The sequence below is a fragment of the Geobacillus thermodenitrificans subsp. thermodenitrificans DSM 465 genome, assembly GCF_000496575.1.
GTDB lineage: Bacteria > Bacillota > Bacilli > Bacillales > Anoxybacillaceae > Geobacillus > Geobacillus thermodenitrificans.
The window spans coordinates 16,344-33,746 of record NZ_AYKT01000007.1 but is presented as its reverse complement, the minus strand read 5'-3'; the positions used below and the strand labels follow the sequence as shown (position 1 = coordinate 33,746).

General features: G+C 48.7%; 21 protein-coding genes. 1 reads left to right on the top strand and 20 read right to left on the bottom strand.

Annotated features, from left to right (window positions below; translation table 11 throughout):
• Positions 1-6 precede the first annotated feature (6 nt).
• From yycF to DSM465_RS0108145, 15 genes are all read right to left on the bottom strand, one after another.
• Positions 7-720 (bottom strand): response regulator YycF, encoded by a 714-nt coding sequence (yycF, locus tag DSM465_RS0108205; RefSeq protein WP_008880805.1) that lies wholly within the window; start codon positions 718-720, stop codon positions 7-9.
• A 224-nt stretch (positions 721-944) separates the two neighbouring features.
• Entirely contained in the window at positions 945-2,231 is a 1,287-nt protein-coding gene (locus DSM465_RS0108200) for an adenylosuccinate synthase (RefSeq protein WP_008880807.1), read from the bottom strand.
• 159 nt (positions 2,232-2,390) lie between these two features.
• The gene (dnaB, locus tag DSM465_RS0108195) at positions 2,391-3,755 is read right to left on the bottom strand and encodes a replicative DNA helicase (protein ID WP_008880808.1); all 1,365 of its coding nucleotides are present in this window, start codon (positions 3,753-3,755) and stop codon (positions 2,391-2,393) included.
• Between the two features lie 94 nt (positions 3,756-3,849).
• On the bottom strand, positions 3,850-4,299 hold the full coding sequence (gene rplI / locus DSM465_RS0108190) for a 50S ribosomal protein L9 (RefSeq protein WP_008880809.1): 450 nt from the start codon (positions 4,297-4,299) through the stop codon (positions 3,850-3,852).
• Positions 4,296-6,272: a DHH family phosphoesterase gene (locus DSM465_RS0108185; RefSeq protein WP_029761080.1), complete on the bottom strand. Its 1,977-nt coding sequence runs from the start codon at positions 6,270-6,272 to the stop codon at positions 4,296-4,298. The genes rplI and DSM465_RS0108185 overlap by 4 nt, the downstream gene beginning before the upstream one ends.
• A 46-nt stretch (positions 6,273-6,318) precedes the next feature.
• Entirely contained in the window at positions 6,319-7,245 is a 927-nt protein-coding gene (locus tag DSM465_RS0108180; RefSeq protein WP_008880811.1) for a YybS family protein, read from the bottom strand.
• Between the two features lie 77 nt (positions 7,246-7,322).
• Positions 7,323-7,559, bottom strand: a complete 237-nt coding sequence (gene rpsR / locus DSM465_RS0108175; protein WP_008880812.1) for a 30S ribosomal protein S18 — start codon at positions 7,557-7,559, stop codon at positions 7,323-7,325.
• A 39-nt stretch (positions 7,560-7,598) separates the two neighbouring features.
• The gene (ssb, locus tag DSM465_RS0108170; protein WP_011888458.1) at positions 7,599-8,093 is read right to left on the bottom strand and encodes a single-stranded DNA-binding protein; all 495 of its coding nucleotides are present in this window, start codon (positions 8,091-8,093) and stop codon (positions 7,599-7,601) included.
• A gap of 29 nt (positions 8,094-8,122) precedes the next feature.
• Entirely contained in the window at positions 8,123-8,410 is a 288-nt protein-coding gene (gene rpsF / locus DSM465_RS0108165; protein WP_008880815.1) for a 30S ribosomal protein S6, read from the bottom strand.
• 225 nt (positions 8,411-8,635) lie between these two features.
• On the bottom strand, positions 8,636-9,736 hold the full coding sequence (gene ychF / locus DSM465_RS0108160; protein WP_008880816.1) for a redox-regulated ATPase YchF: 1,101 nt from the start codon (positions 9,734-9,736) through the stop codon (positions 8,636-8,638).
• 99 nt (positions 9,737-9,835) lie between these two features.
• Positions 9,836-9,979, bottom strand: a complete 144-nt coding sequence (locus tag DSM465_RS20245) for a hypothetical protein (protein WP_374717258.1) — start codon at positions 9,977-9,979, stop codon at positions 9,836-9,838.
• Positions 9,966-10,433: a molybdopterin-dependent oxidoreductase family protein gene (locus tag DSM465_RS20240; protein WP_008880817.1), complete on the bottom strand. Its 468-nt coding sequence runs from the start codon at positions 10,431-10,433 to the stop codon at positions 9,966-9,968. The genes DSM465_RS20245 and DSM465_RS20240 overlap by 14 nt, the downstream gene beginning before the upstream one ends.
• Positions 10,434-10,991: 558 nt before the next feature.
• Complete coding sequence (locus DSM465_RS20235) at positions 10,992-11,114, bottom strand: hypothetical protein (protein WP_374717259.1); 123 nt, start codon at positions 11,112-11,114, stop codon at positions 10,992-10,994.
• Between the two features lie 66 nt (positions 11,115-11,180).
• The gene (locus DSM465_RS0108150; protein ID WP_008880819.1) at positions 11,181-11,378 is read right to left on the bottom strand and encodes a DUF951 domain-containing protein; all 198 of its coding nucleotides are present in this window, start codon (positions 11,376-11,378) and stop codon (positions 11,181-11,183) included.
• A gap of 18 nt (positions 11,379-11,396) precedes the next feature.
• Positions 11,397-12,296 (bottom strand): mechanosensitive ion channel family protein, encoded by a 900-nt coding sequence (locus DSM465_RS0108145; RefSeq protein WP_029761078.1) that lies wholly within the window; start codon positions 12,294-12,296, stop codon positions 11,397-11,399.
• A 173-nt stretch (positions 12,297-12,469) separates the two neighbouring features.
• Between DSM465_RS0108145 and yyaC the strand changes: the two genes are divergently transcribed.
• Positions 12,470-13,093 (top strand): spore protease YyaC, encoded by a 624-nt coding sequence (gene yyaC / locus DSM465_RS0108140; protein WP_029761077.1) that lies wholly within the window; start codon positions 12,470-12,472, stop codon positions 13,091-13,093.
• A gap of 83 nt (positions 13,094-13,176) precedes the next feature.
• On the opposite strand, the gene DSM465_RS0108135 is transcribed toward yyaC, so the two are convergent.
• From DSM465_RS0108135 to rsmG, 5 genes are all read right to left on the bottom strand, one after another.
• On the bottom strand, positions 13,177-13,878 hold the full coding sequence (locus tag DSM465_RS0108135; protein WP_008880822.1) for a DUF554 domain-containing protein: 702 nt from the start codon (positions 13,876-13,878) through the stop codon (positions 13,177-13,179).
• Positions 13,879-13,929: 51 nt separating this feature from the next.
• Positions 13,930-14,790 (bottom strand): ParB/RepB/Spo0J family partition protein, encoded by an 861-nt coding sequence (locus tag DSM465_RS0108130; protein ID WP_008880823.1) that lies wholly within the window; start codon positions 14,788-14,790, stop codon positions 13,930-13,932.
• Positions 14,783-15,544: a ParA family protein gene (locus DSM465_RS0108125; RefSeq protein WP_008880824.1), complete on the bottom strand. Its 762-nt coding sequence runs from the start codon at positions 15,542-15,544 to the stop codon at positions 14,783-14,785. The genes DSM465_RS0108130 and DSM465_RS0108125 overlap by 8 nt, the downstream gene beginning before the upstream one ends.
• Before the next feature lie 124 nt (positions 15,545-15,668).
• Positions 15,669-16,514 carry a nucleoid occlusion protein gene (gene noc / locus DSM465_RS0108120; protein WP_029761076.1) on the bottom strand — a complete coding sequence of 282 codons (846 nt, stop codon included), beginning with the start codon at positions 16,512-16,514 and terminating at the stop codon, positions 15,669-15,671.
• Between the two features lie 159 nt (positions 16,515-16,673).
• Complete coding sequence (gene rsmG, locus DSM465_RS0108115) at positions 16,674-17,390, bottom strand: 16S rRNA (guanine(527)-N(7))-methyltransferase RsmG (protein ID WP_029761075.1); 717 nt, start codon at positions 17,388-17,390, stop codon at positions 16,674-16,676.
• Between the last annotated feature and the right edge of the window lie 13 nt (positions 17,391-17,403).

Below are 17,403 nucleotides of genomic sequence, written 5' to 3'. Positions count from 1 at the left end.
CTCGGCTCATGACTCCTGTTCCGGGTTGCGCAAGTAGTAGCCGACCCCCCGTCTAGTAACGATCCATGACGGGTGAGAAGGGTTATCCTCAATTTTTTCACGCAGCCGTCTTACCGTTACATCGACCGTGCGTACATCGCCATAATAGTCATAACCCCAGACCGTTTGCAACAAATGCTCGCGCGTCATCACTTGGCCAATATGTTTCGCCAAATAGTGGAGCAGTTCAAATTCGCGGTGAGTCAATTCAATCGTTTCCCCGCGCTTTTGTACGACATACGCGTCCGGACGGATTACAAGCGGACCGACGACGATTTCATTCGTTTCGCTCTCCTCTTCCTCTTGGGTCGCTGTTTGCGCATGGCGGCGCAAGTTCGCTTTCACCCGCGCCAATAGCTCCCGCGTGCTGAACGGTTTGGTGACATAATCGTCTGCTCCGAGCTCCAGTCCAAGCACTTTATCAATCTCCGAGTCTTTCGCCGTCAGCATAATAATTGGCATATCGTATTTTTTTCGCACTTCGCGGCATACTTCCATCCCATCTTTTAGCGGAAGCATAATATCAAGCAAAATTAAATCCGGCATTGTTTCTTCCACTTTTTGAAGCGCTTCTTCACCGTCGTAAGCGCAAATCACTTCGTATCCTTCTTTTTGTAAGTTAAATTGCAAAATATCAGCAATCGGTTTTTCATCATCAACAACTAAAATGCGTTTTTCCATCTCGTTCACATCCTTCCCTTTTGCGATGGAATGCTATCATTACTAATTTATCATGTTATGAAAATGAAATCATCCTTTGTCGATTGCCATTTTGAGGGGTAGGCTGATCGACTTTTTCTCCTTAAAGGCAAGTGGCTTCGAAAATGTGATCTCCGGCGCGAAAACAATGAAAAAGGCATAGACGCACAAGCATCTATGCCTGCTTCCTGTCGACCGTCACTCGCTTACGCGTAGACGCTGCGGACGACATTCGTTTGCGAGCGATCCGGGCCGACGGAGAAAATCGAGAGCGGGATGCCGGTGAGCTGGGAAATGCGCTCGACATAGTGGCGAGCGTTCGCCGGCAGCTCGTCCAAGCTTCTCACACCAGTAATGTCTTCCGTCCAGCCTGGCAGCTCTTCATAAATCGGCTCACATTCGGCCAATACTTTTAAGCTGGCTGGAAATTCTTCAATCACTTCACCACGATAACGGTAGGCAACGCAAATTTTCAATGTTTCAATACCGGTTAAGACGTCAATCGAATTGAGCGACAAGTCGGTGATACCGCTCACCCGACGGGCGTGGCGGACGACGACGCTGTCAAACCAGCCGACGCGGCGCGGACGGCCGGTTGTCGTCCCATACTCGCGGCCGACTTCGCGGATGCGGTCGCCAATTTCATCGTGCAGCTCGGTCGGGAACGGCCCATCGCCGACGCGCGTCGTGTATGCTTTCGCCACCCCAACGACATGTTTAATTTTCGTTGGGCCGACACCAGCGCCGATCGTCACCCCACCAGCTACCGGGTTGGATGACGTAACAAACGGATATGTCCCTTGGTCGATATCGAGCATGACACCTTGCGCCCCTTCAAACAAGACGCGACGCCCTTCATCGAGCGCATTGTTCAACACGACTGATGTGTCGCAAACGTACTTAGCGATTTGTTGACCGTACTCGTAGTATTCTTCGAAAATGTCCTCGTGCCGGAAGCCTTCGACCCCGTACACTTTTTCAAACAACATGTTTTTCTCTTCTAAATTGCGGGCCAACTTTTCCGCGAACACATCGCGGTCAAGCAAATCAACGATACGAATGCCGATGCGCGCCGCTTTGTCCATGTATGCCGGGCCAATCCCTTTTTTCGTCGTGCCGATTTTGTTCGCACCTTTCCGCTCTTCCTCGAGCCCGTCCAGTTTCAAATGGTATGGCAAAATAACATGAGCGCGGTTGCTAATGCGTAAATTATCCGTCGAAATGCCGTGTTCATGCAAATATGAGAGTTCAGCGACAAGCGCTTTCGGGTCGACAACCATTCCGTTGCCGATGACACAAATTTTATCTTTATAAAAAATGCCCGACGGGATTAAGTGCAGCTTGTACTTTTCCCCGTTAAACACGATCGTGTGTCCGGCGTTGTTTCCTCCTTGGTATCGGGCAATCACTTCCGCATTTTCCGATAAAAAGTCAGTAATTTTTCCTTTCCCTTCATCGCCCCATTGTGTGCCGACAACAACAACTGACGACATGGCGAGCACCTCCAGTTTCCACGGTCTAAACATTGTAAGTGTAACAGTTTTCAGGCATAAAGTCAATGAAACACGAACATTAAAAACAATTATAAACTATTTTATTCGTTTATTAACCAGAGACATGAAAAGAGGCGATGCCATTGGCATCGCGCTGTTTTACGCTCCTGGCGGAATTTGCGCCTCATCGAAACGGCGCTCTAAGTTCACAAATTTATTATACTCTTTAATAAAAGCAAGCTGTACCGTCCCCACTGGGCCGTTACGCTGTTTCGCGATAATGATCTCGATAATATTTTTGTTCTCGGAATCTTTGTTGTAATAATCATCCCGATATAAAAAAGCGACGATATCAGCGTCTTGCTCAATGCTTCCGGATTCACGAATGTCGGACATCATCGGCCGCTTGTCTTGGCGCTGCTCAACGCTGCGCGACAGCTGTGACAAGGCGATGACTGGCACTTCGAGCTCGCGGGCGAGCGCCTTTAACGAACGGGAAATTTCCGATACTTCCTGCTGGCGGTTTTCTTTGCTGCGTCCGCTTCCTTGGATAAGCTGCAAATAGTCAATGACGATCATGCCAAGGCCGCTTTCTTGTTTCAGACGACGACATTTGGCGCGAATATCACTGACGCGGATGCTCGGCGTATCGTCAATATAAATGCCAGCGTTCGATAGGCTCCCCATCGCCATCGTCAGCTTACCCCAGTCTTCCGGCGTCAGTTGGCCGGTGCGCAAGTTTTGTGCATTGATGTTTCCCTCGGCGCAAAGCATCCGCATCACGAGCTGCTGGGCACTCATTTCTAAACTGAAAATGGCAACATTTTCGTTTGCTTTTGTGGCTACGTTTTGCGCGATGTTTAAAGCAAACGCCGTTTTCCCGACCGACGGCCGGGCAGCAACGATGATCAAATCGCTCCGCTGAAAACCGGACGTCATCCGGTCAAGCTCAGTAAATCCCGTCGGGATGCCGGTAATTTCTCCGTTCCGGTTATGGAGCATTTCAATATTATCGTACGTTTGAACGAGAATATCCTTAATATTTTTAAAGGCACCTGAATGTTTCCGTTGGGAAACCTCCATAATTTTTTGTTCTGCTTCGTCAAGCAGAAGGTCGATTTCGTCTTCCCTTGTATACCCGTCCTGTGCGATCGATGTCGCCGTACGGATGAGGCGGCGAAGCACCGATTTTTCTTCCACGATGCGGGCGTAATATTCAACGTTAGCCGCTGTCGGCACGGCATCGGCGAGCTCGCTTAAATATGAGACGCCGCCGATCTCTTCAAGCTGCTCGGAAGCAGCGAGTTCCGCTGTCACTGTGACTAAATCAACCGGTTCGCCTTTGTCGGCGACACGAAGCATGGCGTGGAAAATTTTTTGATGGGCCGCGCGGTAAAAATCTTCTGGAATTAACATTTCCGAAGCGAGCGTTAACGCAGTGGGATCTAAAAACACGGCGCCAAGCACAGCCTGCTCGGCTTCAATGCTTTGCGGAGGAATTCGTTCAGAAAAAAGTTCACTCATCGTCTCACCACCTTTTCCCCTGTTAGCCGATAAGCAAGGAAGCCCCGCCGCAGCGGGCGGGGACATCTTCGCATCTTGGAGTGAACTGTCACCGTTATTTTTGTTCCGTCACGTGCACTTTTAATGTTGCTGACACTTCCGGATGAAGCTTCACCGGCACGTTCGTATATCCGAGGGCGCGAATGGCATCGCTAAGCTCGATTTTCCGCTTGTCGAGCTTTAGGCCGTGCTGGGCTTGCAGCGCCTCAGCGATTTGCTTGCTCGTGATCGAGCCGAACAAACGGCCTCCCTCACCTGCCTTCGCCGCAATTTCCACTGTCAGCTTTTCAAGCTGCTCTTTTAACTTTTTGGCATTCGCCAGCTCTTCCGCCGCTTGGCGCTGTTCTTTTTGTTTTTGCGCTTCGAGTGCTTTTAAATTCGCTGGCGTCGCTTCAATGGCCAATCCTTGTTTGAACAAAAAGTTGTTCGCATAACCGTCGGCAACGTTTTTGATTTCCCCTTTTTTCCCTTTTCCTTTTACATCTTTCAAAAAAATGACTTTCATACTGGCTTACCCCCCTCAAAATAGTCATGAATCGCTTCACGCAGCTGCTGCTCCGCCTCTCCGACCGTCACACCGGAAAGCTGAGCGGCAGCATTCGTTAAGTGCCCGCCTCCGCCAAGCCGTTCCATAATCACTTGCACATTGACATCGCCCAGCGAGCGGGCGCTAATGCCGACTGTTCCGTCGCCTCGCTTGGAAATGACGAACGAAGCGACAACACCGCTTAATGTGAGCAGCGTATCAGCCGTTTGCGCGATTAGCACTTGGTCATGCACTTCGTTCTCGTCTCCTTTAGCGATGGCAATGCCATGTTCATCGATTGCTGCCCGCTCAATCAGTTTTGCCCGTTTAACGTAATTGGCCACGCTTTCCCGCAGCAGCTTTTGCACGAGCACCGTATCCGCCCCTTGAGCGCGCAAATATGAAGCCGCATCGAACGTCCGTGAACCGGTGCGGAGCGTGAAGCTCTTCGTATCAACGACAATGCCGGCAAGCAACGCTGTCGCTTCAAGCATCGAAAGTTTCACCCGTTTTGGCTGATACTCCAACAACTCAGTGACAAGCTCAGACGTCGACGAGGCGTACGGCTCCATATAGACGAGAATCGGCGCCTCGATAAACTCTTCACCGCGGCGATGGTGATCGATGACGACGATATGGTCGGCACGATATAACAGCCGTTCCTCAATGACAAGCGACGGCCGATGGGTATCAACAACGATCAAAAGCGTATCTTCCGTTATGAGCTCAAGCGCCTGTTCTGGCTTGATGCATCTTGCCCATAAATCGGCCTGTTTTTTCATTTCCTCAAGCAGCCGCTGCGCTCCAGCGTCTGTTTTCATAGCGTCAACAACAAGAAATCCTTCCTTTTGGTTCGATTGAACAACTTTTAAAATGCCAATGGCGGCTCCAAGCGCGTCCATATCCGGGTATTTGTGACCCATAATAAGCACTTTATCGCTCTCGGCAATCAGTTCGCGAAGCGCATGGGAAATGACGCGGGCGCGGACGCGCGTCCGCTTTTCCATCGGATTCGTTTTGCCTCCGTAAAACTTGACTTTTCCGTTTCCTTGCTTAATCGCCACTTGGTCGCCACCGCGTCCTAACGCTAGGTCTAGGCTCGATTGAGCAAGCGTCCCAAGTTCGGGAAGCGAGGACACGCCGGCACCGATACCGATGCTTAACGTAATCTGGGCCTGATGTTTTGCCGTTTGTTCACGCACTTCGTCCAAAATCGAAAACTTACTTTTTTCCAATTGCGTCAATATATGCTCGTTTAATACAGCAATAAACCGGTCGGAGGACGTTCGTTTTAAAAAGATGCCGTAATCATTCGCCCAACGGTTTAATACGGACGTGACAAGGCTGTTCATTTGGCTCTTCGCTTGATCGTCCATTCCTTGGGTAATCTCATCGTAATTATCAAGAAAAATGATCGCCAACACCAATCGCTCTGTCTCATAACGCCGTCTCAGCTCCATATGCTCAGTAACATCGAAAAAGTAAAGAAGCCGTTCATGGCGGTGGACGATCACTTTCAGCTGTTTTCCATTCAGTTCAATGATTTCTTCGTCGGTTTTCCCTTTTTTCACAAAAGCAGCCAACGGTTCGGAAAGTTCAGCGAGCGAACGCCCAATTAATGTCTGTTCTTTAAAACAAGCTGCTAAAAACCGGTTCGACCATTCGATTTTGTCTTCCTCATCGAGGAGCAGAATACCGATCGGCATCTGCATCAGCGCTTCCTCGCTGACTTTTTTTACTCGGTATGACAAGTTGGAAATATATTGTTGCAGCTCCTTGTGTAAAGAGCGTTGCGACCAAATGACGTAATAAAGCAAAAAACCAACACCGAGAAGACCGACGAGCCCAAGCATCCATTGAAAATAAAACAAGCTAACAGCCATAAGCACCGCCAAGGCGGCTAACGCATAGGACGGATAACGGTACGTTTTCCTTTCGTAAAAATGAGACATTCAAGTCAGCTCCTACACTGCAAAAATGGCTTACTTTATCCAATTATTATATGCGGCGGCGCAAATCAAATCCTAAATCAATTATACCGAATATCGCCACAAGATAAAGTAGAAAAGGCAGGAATAAGCAAATAACCGTCCCCGCGACAACAACACCTTTTCCTATGCCTTTTTTGTAAGCGGCGTAGTACAAAAATGAAAACCCCTGAACAATCAAAGCAAGCTGCAACACGTAAGATACGTTCAATACAGCAATGTATGTAAATGTTCCCTCTTTAAGCGGAAATAGGGATAAAACGAGCACAAGGACATAAATCCATAACACGCTTTTGGGCAAGGAAAGCTCACGAAATGGCGGCCACGTGCCGACTGGCAGTTTCAGACGTTTCATGACTGGAAGCGAGACAATAATCGTCACGTACGCCAACACAAACGAGGCGACGAAAAACAAAGTCGGAGTCATGTAACTAATCAGCACAATGGCTTGCTCAAACTGTTTTTTCATCTCCGTCGGCGGTGTTTGCCCCATTCCTTCCATGACGCGCATTGCCGTATCAAATGATTCACGCACTAGCGCGAGTGTATCTTGGATCATATCAACTTGCAAAAATTGAATCGAAATGACATAGTCAAGCACAATGTTGGCTAAAAATACGAGCGCACCAATAAGCAAAACAAGGTAACGATTTTTCTTTTTCACCAGCATCGCGCCGACCGCTATGCCAAAAGTTCCGAACATAAGCGCCATCGGCAGCGACAAAAGCGATCCGATCAAACCGGAGACGACAAGCGCCGCCGCAAGCAGCAACCACGCGGGAATGAGCCCGTGGCGCATCGTAAACACCATAAACGGAAGCGCTAAAAACAAAGCAGCAATGAAACCGATAAACGGCACGTATAACGCGAGCAAAAGCAAAACGGCAAACAATGCCAATTCAATCGCTGCTTCAGTGAGAGCATGCGTCTTTCGCAATGAACGTTCTCCTTTCCGTCTAGTAATCAGCATAAATAGAAAAAAGCAGTAAGGTCCCCCTTACTGCTTTTTTCAGCTCACTCGTCCGCAACATACGGCAAGAGCGCCATTTGGCGCGCGCGTTTGATCGCGACCGTCAATTTGCGCTGATATTTCGCGCTCGTTCCTGTCACGCGACGCGGTAAAATTTTGCCGCGTTCGGAAATGAATTTTTTCAGCAAATCAACGTCTTTGTAGTCGATATGCGTGATGTTATTCGCCGTGAAATAACATACTTTGCGGCGTTTGCCACGTCCACCTTTCCGTCCTGCCATGGTCCGTTTCCTCCTTTCTGTCCCTGTCTTCCTTATCAATTAAAACGGCAAATCGTCGTCAGAAATATCGATCGGTTGGCCGTCATTGGCGAAAGGATCTTCATCAATGCGGCCAATCCCTTTTTCGTTCGGGTATCGGTGGTTCTGATCTTGTCCGAATGGGAACGGATCCCCATAGTAGCCGCCTGCTGCTGCCCCACGTTGCTCGTTGCTTCCTTTTGGCTCAAGAAATTGGACGTTATCAGCCACCACTTCCGTCACATACACGCGCCGGCCTTCTTGGTTTTCATAGCTGCGAGTTTGCAGCCGGCCGTCCACTCCGGCTAAACTTCCTTTTTTTAAGAAGTTAGCGACGTTTTCTGCCTGGCGACGCCAAACAACACATTGGATAAAATCAGCTTCACGCTCGCCCTGCTGGTTTGTGAACGGGCGGTTGACTGCGAGCGTAAATGTGGCAACAGCCACTCCGCTTGGAGTGTAGCGCAACTCCGGATCTCTCGTTAACCTGCCGACCAAAATGACGCGGTTAATCATCAGAACCACCTCTTAACATATACCAAAAATTATTTTTCTTCTTTTACGACGATATGACGGATGATATCTTCGCTAATGCGCGCTAAGCGATCAAATTCTTGCACCGCTTGCGGTTCTGCCATGACGTTGAGAATCATGTAATAACCGTCACGGTATTTTTCAATTTCATAGGCTAAACGGCGTTTGCCCCAATCCGTCACATTCGTAATCTCCGCACCTTTTTCTTTCAACACGTTGTTGAAGCGTTCGACGACAGCTTGTCTTGCTTCATCGTCCATGTTCGGGCGGATGATATACATGATTTCGTATTTTCTCACGCTCGTCACCTCCTTTTGGTCTAAACGGCCCTTCCGCTGAAGGGCAAGGAGTAATAGCCATTACTCACATTCGTTGATTATACCATGATTGCAAGTGATAAGCAAGGGAATGTCTCGCATTCTGCCTGCGCAAACATCTTCCAGCGCCATTACGGAAAACAGCGTACCAGTTAGAGAGTTTTCCTTCGGCAAATGTGATCGTTTTTCCTCGAACTTGCCGTTATGTTACACGTTAAACCGGAAGTGCATAATATCGCCATCTTGCACTTCGTAATCTTTTCCTTCAAGGCGCACTTTGCCGGCTTCCCGCGCTGCCGCCATCGATCCAGCAGCGACTAAATCAGCGTACGAAACAGTTTCAGCGCGAATAAATCCACGTTCAAAGTCAGAGTGAATAATGCCAGCGCATTGCGGCGCTTTCATTCCTTTCCGGAACGTCCATGCTCGTACTTCTTGCTCACCGGCAGTGAAAAATGTAGCCAGTCCCAACAAGCTGTAAGCAGCGCGGATGAGCTGGTCAAGACCAGACTGCTTAATGCCGAGCTCTTGCAAAAACTGTTGTTTTTCTTCGTCGCTGAATTCAGCGATTTCTTCTTCAATTTTAGCGCAAACGACGATGACCTCAGCATTGTCGCTCTTCGCAAACTCGCGCACTTCAGCAACGAACGGATTGCTATCTGGATCAACCACATCTTCTTCCCCGACATTAGCGACGTAAAGCATCGGCTTTGTCGTCAACAAATGTAGCTGTTTAACGACTCTCATCTCTTCATCAGTGAATTCGACCGTACGCGCCGGTTTGCCGGCTTCAAGCGTCTCTTTTAATCGCAGCAAAATGTCGTATTCAAACGCTGCTTCTTTGTCTTTTTGCTTGGCAATTTTGCCGACCCGTTCGATTCGTTTGTCTACTGTTTCTAAATCGGCGAAAATAAGCTCCAAATTGATCGTTTCAATATCGGCCAGTGGATCGACCTTGCCGGCAACGTGGGTAATGTTTTCATCGTTAAAACAACGAACCACTTGGCAAATCGCGTCCACTTGACGAATGTGCGATAAAAACTTGTTGCCGAGCCCTTCTCCTTTGCTCGCTCCTTTGACGATGCCGGCAATATCGGTAAATTCAAAGACGGTCGGCACCGTGCGCTTCGGCTGGAACATTTCCATCAGTACATTTAACCGCTCATCAGGTACTTCGACGACACCAACGTTTGGTTCAATCGTACAAAACGGATAGTTGGCTGATTCAGCTCCTGCCTTTGTAATCGCGTTAAACAACGTCGATTTGCCGACGTTCGGCAAGCCGACAATTCCTGCTGTCAATCCCATTCGTCCCACTCCTCTTTCCCGTTCGCATCTTCCCTCATTATATGGGCTGGCAAGAAAAATGACAAGCGTACCGCCAGTCTGTTCCGGAAAAAGCGTTTTTTAGGTCGTTTCTCTTTCTTCCAGCGCTATTTTTTGAATGTGAACTAAACAGTCATACAGTGTACTGCCGCAGCCATTGTCCGACTCCAAATCCAACGTGAGTACGTTAAACGAACCGCCAAACGTCTCTTCATTGTTCTTCATCAATATTGATTGTTCCCGGATAAGCGCCATCGAACACTTTGAACGTGCCGGCGAGCGAGCCGCGGTCGTTGTAGACAAGCACCTGATCACCATCAATGCGCCCTTTTTCGTCGGCAACATCAGCTGCAACTTCAATGTGAACCATCTGCAGCGCCGGAATGAGCGGATAGTGCTGCAAATGGTTCGACCGGAGCGGATGGATCGTCAGCAACCGGTACGGATATTTCGCGGCCAATAACGGATTCGATTCTTTTGATTCAGCCGGATACATGATTTGGAGACGGCCATCCATCCCTTTTTGTCGAACGATGCTAGATGTGAGCTCATATTTGCCGCTTGGCGTTTGAAAGCGACGGTCGCGCCATGGCACCGGTTCGACAGACAAAAAAACGCGGTGCTCTGCCTTCAGCCGTTCAAGCGTAATGCCGTCTCGTTCCAAAGGTCGAAGCACCATCGCGAGAAACTGCTCGCGCATATAGGCAAATTCATCTGCAAAGCCTACGCGCTTCGCCAGCTCCGTCCAAATCCAAAGGTCGGGATTTGCCTCGCCCGGCGGAATGAAAATGAGATACTTACTCGATGGATTCTGTCTAATGGTTGCATATCAATGCATGTTCGTCCGGGCGACGTTTCGCTCCCAAATAACGATATGACGACTATTCCTTGATATCTTCTGGTGAATGACTGTACGCGTTGCCAAAATCTCACGTTTGCGCTTCAATCCCCGCACCCCAGCAAAGGCTGCCGACAAGTTCCGTCACTCCACCATAACAATTGAAAAAACGTCGGTCCAATTTTTTCAACAGCCCGTTATTGGCGTAATCATGGTTACGAAGCACAGCTGTCGGACCGAACCGTTTTTTAATTCCCGCACGTTTCGAGCAATATCATCAAACGTCTCTTTCCACGAAACACAGATAAGCTGCCCGTTCACTTTTTTCAGTGGATAAAGGAGACATTCCTTAGCATTGACCCGCTCTTTCAACATTCGTCCGCACCTGCAAATGCTCCCTTACGTGATCGGGTGTTGTTCATCGCCGTCAATGCGCACAACTTTTCCTTCCTTCACCGTCACTTTCAACCCGCATACATCCCAGCCATTGAGCGGGCATGACGTCACATGCGTGATTTCCATCCTTTCCCCTCTTAATTAACAAAAGAGCATGGGACAGCTGCCCATGCTTTTTTGGTTCGCATTTCTCTATTCCTCGTGCTTGACTAACACTTTTTTCATTTTACGGATAAACTCTTTGCGCGGCAAAAGAACACTATGGGCGCATCCTTCACATTTAATGCGAATATCAGCGCCTAGACGAATCACCTTCCAACGGTTCGTACCGCACGGATGCGGTTTTTTCATTTCAACGATATCATACAAACCAAATTCTTTCCCTTCCATCCGCTCACCCCCATATCATCACGATTGTTCCCTTTGCCGCTTCACCGCAGACTGTTCGTCTTCATCCCGGCGATGCAGCACGAGTCGTGGATACGCAACTTCGATCCCTCGTTCGTCTAAAAGCATCTTTACTTCTTTGCGAATGGCTCTTCCTATACCGATATGGCACATCGGTTTTGTTTCACATACAATGCGGAGCACGACTTCCGGACCGGTCACATTTTGCACGCCGAGCAGTTCCGGCGGAGCGACCATATCTTCATATTTTGCCGGCAGCTGCGGCAGAAGCTCGCGAATTGCTTGTTCTGCCTCTTCAATATCCTCTTCGTAAGCGATGCTGACGTCTACAACCGCCAAGCTATTATGAAGCGAATAGTTTGTCACTTGCGTGATGCTGCCGTTCGGTAAAATGTGCACTTCTCCAGTCCAACTTTTAATTTTCGTCACCCGCAACCCAATTTCTTCCACATACCCTTCAAAATTGTCGATGCGCACGTAATCACCAACAGCAAACTGGTCTTCAAAAATGATGAAAAATCCGCTAATGATGTCTTTCACTAAACTCTGCGCCCCGAAGCCAACGGCCAAGCCGACGACGCCAGCCCCGGCCAACAGCCCTTTAACGGGAACACCCAACGTATCTAAAATCATCAATAACGCAATAAAATATAATGCGTATGTAATGACGTTGTCGAGCAGTCGCGCTAGTGTCATCTCACGACGTTCCGAAAATCGGAGCGGTGCTTTCTGGCGCATTTTGAATGCATTATGGACGGCCATTTTCAATACTTTCACCGCTACGGCGCATATGAGTAGGATAAGAATAATATAAAGCGTCTTTTTTCCGATCTCAGTCCACAAGCTCTCATCTGTCAAAAACTCAAAGAACGGATTCACCGTTTTTTCAATTGTCTTCAACGTTGACGACACCTCTACCTTATTTCATTCTGCGCTTTTTATTTTAACAAGATCGATCGTTGATTTGTAGTCATGCACAAGATGAAAAAGAAAAACAAACGTCAAGATGTATATCATTCTTTTATTTTCCGTATACTGTTAATACTTTTGAATCGAAAGTAGGAGTGAAGTGAATGAGCATACCGTCGATATTTTTCTCTTCCAAGGAGGATAGAAATCGTATTTTTTACGATGAACAAGGAGCGGTGGCCGCGATTGCCTGGCGGATCGCTTCGCTGCTTCCGGATCCGCTCGTCCAACCGATCGCCATCGTCTGCATCGGCACAGACCGTTCAACCGGTGATTCGCTCGGACCGCTTGTCGGCACGATGCTACAGGAGAAGCCATTGACCCGCTTTCACGTCTACGGAACGCTTGAAGAACCGATCCACGCTGTCAACCTAGAAGAAAAAGTGGAAGCCATTCAGCTCATTCATGGTGATCCATTTATGATCGCGGTCGATGCTTGTCTCGGACGGCTGAAAAGTGTTGGCGCCATCACTGTAGCCAAAGGACCGGTTCGCCCTGGAGCTGGGGTGAATAAACAGCTTCTTCCCGTCGGCGACGCCCATATTACCGGAGTAGTGAATGTGAGCGGATTTATGGAATTTTTCGTCCTGCAAAATACAAGCCTTCATCTCGTCATGAATATGGCCAAAACGATCGCCAACGGCATTTATGAGGCAGAACGGCATCTCATCCGGAAGGAACGGCTTGCCGTCCAACCGTTTCCGAAAGATCGACATTCATTATGGTGAGTGGCCAATCCCCCTCTTGACAAGCTATTTCAAGAAGGGGATTTCTTTTTTCCTTCCCTTAAAGGTGTCGACAGCAACTTTTGTTAAACGAACGAAAGAATGAAAACAGCCGCTGCCGTTACAAGAATACTCGGCAACAAATTGGCCACGCGAATGTTTGTCAAACCAAGCATATTCAGCCCGATAGCTATAATTAAAATTCCCCCGGTTGCTGTCGATTCAGCGATAAACGCATCCAACACTTCCCTTGGCACAAATCGCTCGATTTGTGTCGCCAACAAAGCGATGCTGCCTTCGTATATGATAACGGGCAGCGTAGAGAAAATGACACCGATGCCAAGCGTCGTTGTCAAAATAACACTGGTAAATCCATCCAAAATCGATTTCGTATACAAGACGCTATGGTCGCCGCGCAACCCACTGTCAAGCGCCCCGACAATCGCCATCGCACCGATGACAAATAATAATGTCGCGCTGACAAACCCTTTCGCAATGCTTCCTTCCCCGTGGCCGCCGACTTTCTTCTCCAACCATTGGCCGAGCCGATTCAACTTTTCCTCCCAGTTCCAAAGCTCCCCGAGAATACCGCCAAAAACGAGGCTGAAAATGACGATAAGAAACTGCTCGCTTTTCATTCCCATCTGAATGCCAAGAAGTGCTACTGCTAGCCCGATGCCCCCCATTACTGTCTCTTTTACCCGTTCGGGAATACGGTGAAACCATTTTCCGATCAAGGCTCCGACAACAATGCTAATTCCGTTGACAATCGTCCCTAGCAATACCATGGTGTTCAATCCTCTCTAATAAAAATAAACCGGCCTTGGTTAAGGGCCGCTCTACTCATCGAACTGTACGTCAAGCAGTTCCAATATTCTCTCTAAGTCTTCCGGAGAAAAAAATTCGATTTCGATTTTCCCTTTTTTCTTTGACTGTTTAATCGTGACGTTCGTGCCAAATTTTTCGCGCAACAGCGATTCGCTTTCCCGGATAAACACGCTTTTTTCCGGTGGTTTTCGTTTCGATGTTTCACGTGAAACATTTTCATTCATTTGCTGGACCAGTTTCTCAAGCTGGCGCACGTTCAGCCCTTCACGAACCGTTCGCTCAACGATGGACTTCATTTTTCCTTTTTTCTTCAGCCCTAAGAGCGCACGACCGTGTCCCATCGAAAGTGTGCCGTCAATGAGCAGCTTTTGTACTTCGGGCGGAAGAGACAATAAGCGCAAATGGTTGGCAATGTGCGGACGGCTCTTCCCGACGCGGCTGGCAATTTCCTCTTGGGTCAAGTGCAGCTTGTCCATCAACATTTTATACGCCATCGCTTCTTCGATCGGGTTCAAATCCTCACGTTGCAAGTTTTCCAAAAGCGCAAACTCCATCATTTGTTCGTCCGTTAACTCGCGCACGACAACAGGAACGGACGGCAAATTTGCTTCTTTTGCCGCCCGGTAGCGCCGCTCGCCAACGACGATTTCAAACCCTTTCAGCGAGCGACGAACGATGAGCGGCTGCAAAATACCGTGCTGCAAAATCGATTGTTTTAGTTCCTCAATCGCCTCAGGCTGAAACGTTTTCCGCGGCTGGTACGGGTTCGGATGGAGATCAGAAATGCTGACTTCGAAGATGGTTTCCTCTTCCCCGTTGAGCGAGAGGTTGTTAAACAGCGCATTGATGCCTTTACCGAGACCTTTAGCCACGTTCAAGCACCTCCTTCGCCAGTTCCAAATACACTTCCGCTCCCCGCGATTTGACATCGTATAAAATAATCGGCTTGCCGTGGCTTGGCGCCTCGCTCAGCCGCACGTTTCTCGGGATGATCGTTTCGTACACTTTTTCGCGGAAATACTTTTTGACTTCTTGAATCACTTGTAAACCTAAATTCGTCCGTGCATCAAGCATGGTTAACAAGACGCCTTCAAGGCGTAAATCATAGTTTAAGTGCCGCTGCACGAGCCGGATCGTGTTCAGCAGCTGGCTGAGCCCTTCAAGCGCATAATATTCGCACTGAACAGGGATCAGGACAGCATCCGCCGCCGTCAACGCATTTAACGTCAGCAATCCTAACGAAGGAGGACAGTCAATAATGATAAAATCATACACAGTCTTGAGCGGATCGAGCGCGTTTTTAAGCCGAATTTCACGGGAAATGACCGAAACGAGCTCAATTTCTGCGCCTGCTAGCTGGATCGTCGCCGGAATTACGTATAAATTTTCGATATTTGTCGGCCGAATGACATCTTTTGCTTTCATATCGCCAATAATGACGTTGTAAATGCATTCGTCGACATCGCCCTTTTCAATGCCGATTCCGCTCGTTGCGTTCCCTTGCGGATCGACGTCAACAAGCAGCACTTTTTTTCCGAGATACGCCAAACAAGCCGACAAGTTGACGGCTGTCGTCGTTTTCCCAACTCCGCCTTTCTGGTTTGCAATAGCAATGACTTTGCCCACGATGCCACCTACCTCTATCTATTACTCATAAATTCTATTTTATCATGAAAAAAAGAAAAATGACTTTGTTTTCTGAAAGAAAAAACCCCATCAGCCGCGCTTGATGAGGCAACAGGTGACTTCGTTATTTTTTTGCAATGCGAATCGTAATTTGATAGTAATCGTCAAACTCTTCTTCTTCAGAATGGACCGACACCCCGCTATTTTCTACCATGGAAAGCGATTGGCGAATCGTATTGACAGCGATGCGCATATCTCGGCTGAACGCCTTTCTCTTCGGCTTCGGCTTTCGTTCGCCTGCCTCAAGCATCTTTAGCACGCGGTCTTCTGTTTGTTTGACGTTTAATTGTTTATCGATGATTTCTTGCAGAAGCTTCAGCTGTTTCTCTTTATCTTTCAATGCAATTAACGCACGCGCATGGCGTTCGGTAATCGCCCGTTGCAGGAGTGCCTCCTGCACTTCTTGGGGAAGCTTAAGCAGTCGCAGCTTGTTGGCGATGGTCGACTGCCCTTTGCCGAGGCGTTGGGCAAGCGCTTCCTGCGTTAAATCGTGGAGTTCGATCAATCTGGCATACGCCATCGCCTCTTCGATTGGCGTCAGTTCCTCACGCTGCAAGTTTTCAATGAGGGCAACGGAGGCGGTTTCTTTATCGTTTAAGTTTTTAATAATAGCGGGGATTTCCGTCCAACCAAGCTTTTGCACCGCTCTCCATCTCCGCTCGCCGGCGATGATTTCAAATTGTCCGTTGTCGCATTCGCGGACGACGATCGGTTGGATGATGCCGTGCGTGCGAATCGTCAACGCCAGTTCGGCAATTTTTTCTTCATCAAATACCGTGCGCGGCTGAAAACGGTTCGGAATAATACTGGCAACCGGAATGTTGCGAACTTCTTCCCTCTCTTGCTTGTCCCCCGCCTCTTCTTTCTCTTTTTCTCCAAAGCTGAACAAACGTGAAAACGGATGCTTCATCCCCCTACACCACCTTTGGACATACTTGGCCAATATTCTCTGTTTCGCCCGGCAGGTGCCGCTGTTTATGGCCGTCTTTGTTTTCCTCGAAACGGAACGCGAGGCGGGAGCCGGTACAACCTCTTTTCTCTTTCCCTTTCCCGCCGCGTCCGCAAAGGGTTACTGAATCGGTTGTTTATTTGGCGTTCCCGGTTTGCGCGGGTATCGGGCCGGCGTCTTTTTCGTTTTTTGAACGAAAATGATCGTCCGTTCGCCTTCCTCAAATGGCAGCATGAATGTTTCCGTCGCAGTTACTTCCCCACCGAGCACGGCGATCGCTTTTTCCCCCTCTTTCAACTCTTCGGGGGCCGAAGCAGCTTTCATCGCGAGGAATGTACCGCCGACTTTCGTAAGCGGAAGGCAAAGCTCGGCAAGCACCGGCATACGCGCCACTGCCCTAGCCGTAACGACGTCGAACGATTCGCGCATCCCCTTTTGGCGAGCAAACGTCTCGGCACGATCGTGGTAAAGGGCGATATCTTTAAGCCCTAGTTCCTCAACAAGATGCTGTAAAAAGCGGATGCGTTTTTGCAGCGAATCGACAATCGAAACGCGCAAGTGCGGAAAGCAAATTTTAAGCGGGATGCTCGGGAATCCTGCCCCAGCACCAACGTCGCAAAGCGAGAACGGCTCGGAAAAGTCGTAATAAAACGCCGGAGAAACCGAATCAAAGAAATGTTTCACATATACACCGGGCTTGTCCGTAATGGCGGTCAAATTCATCTTCTCGTTCCATTCAACGAGCAGTTCATAATAGCGCTCAAACTGTGCAAGCGCCTGGGAAGAGAGGGAAATTCCCCTCTCTTCGAGCATGGCTTGAAATTGTGTCGCCTCCATAAGCCAATCCTTT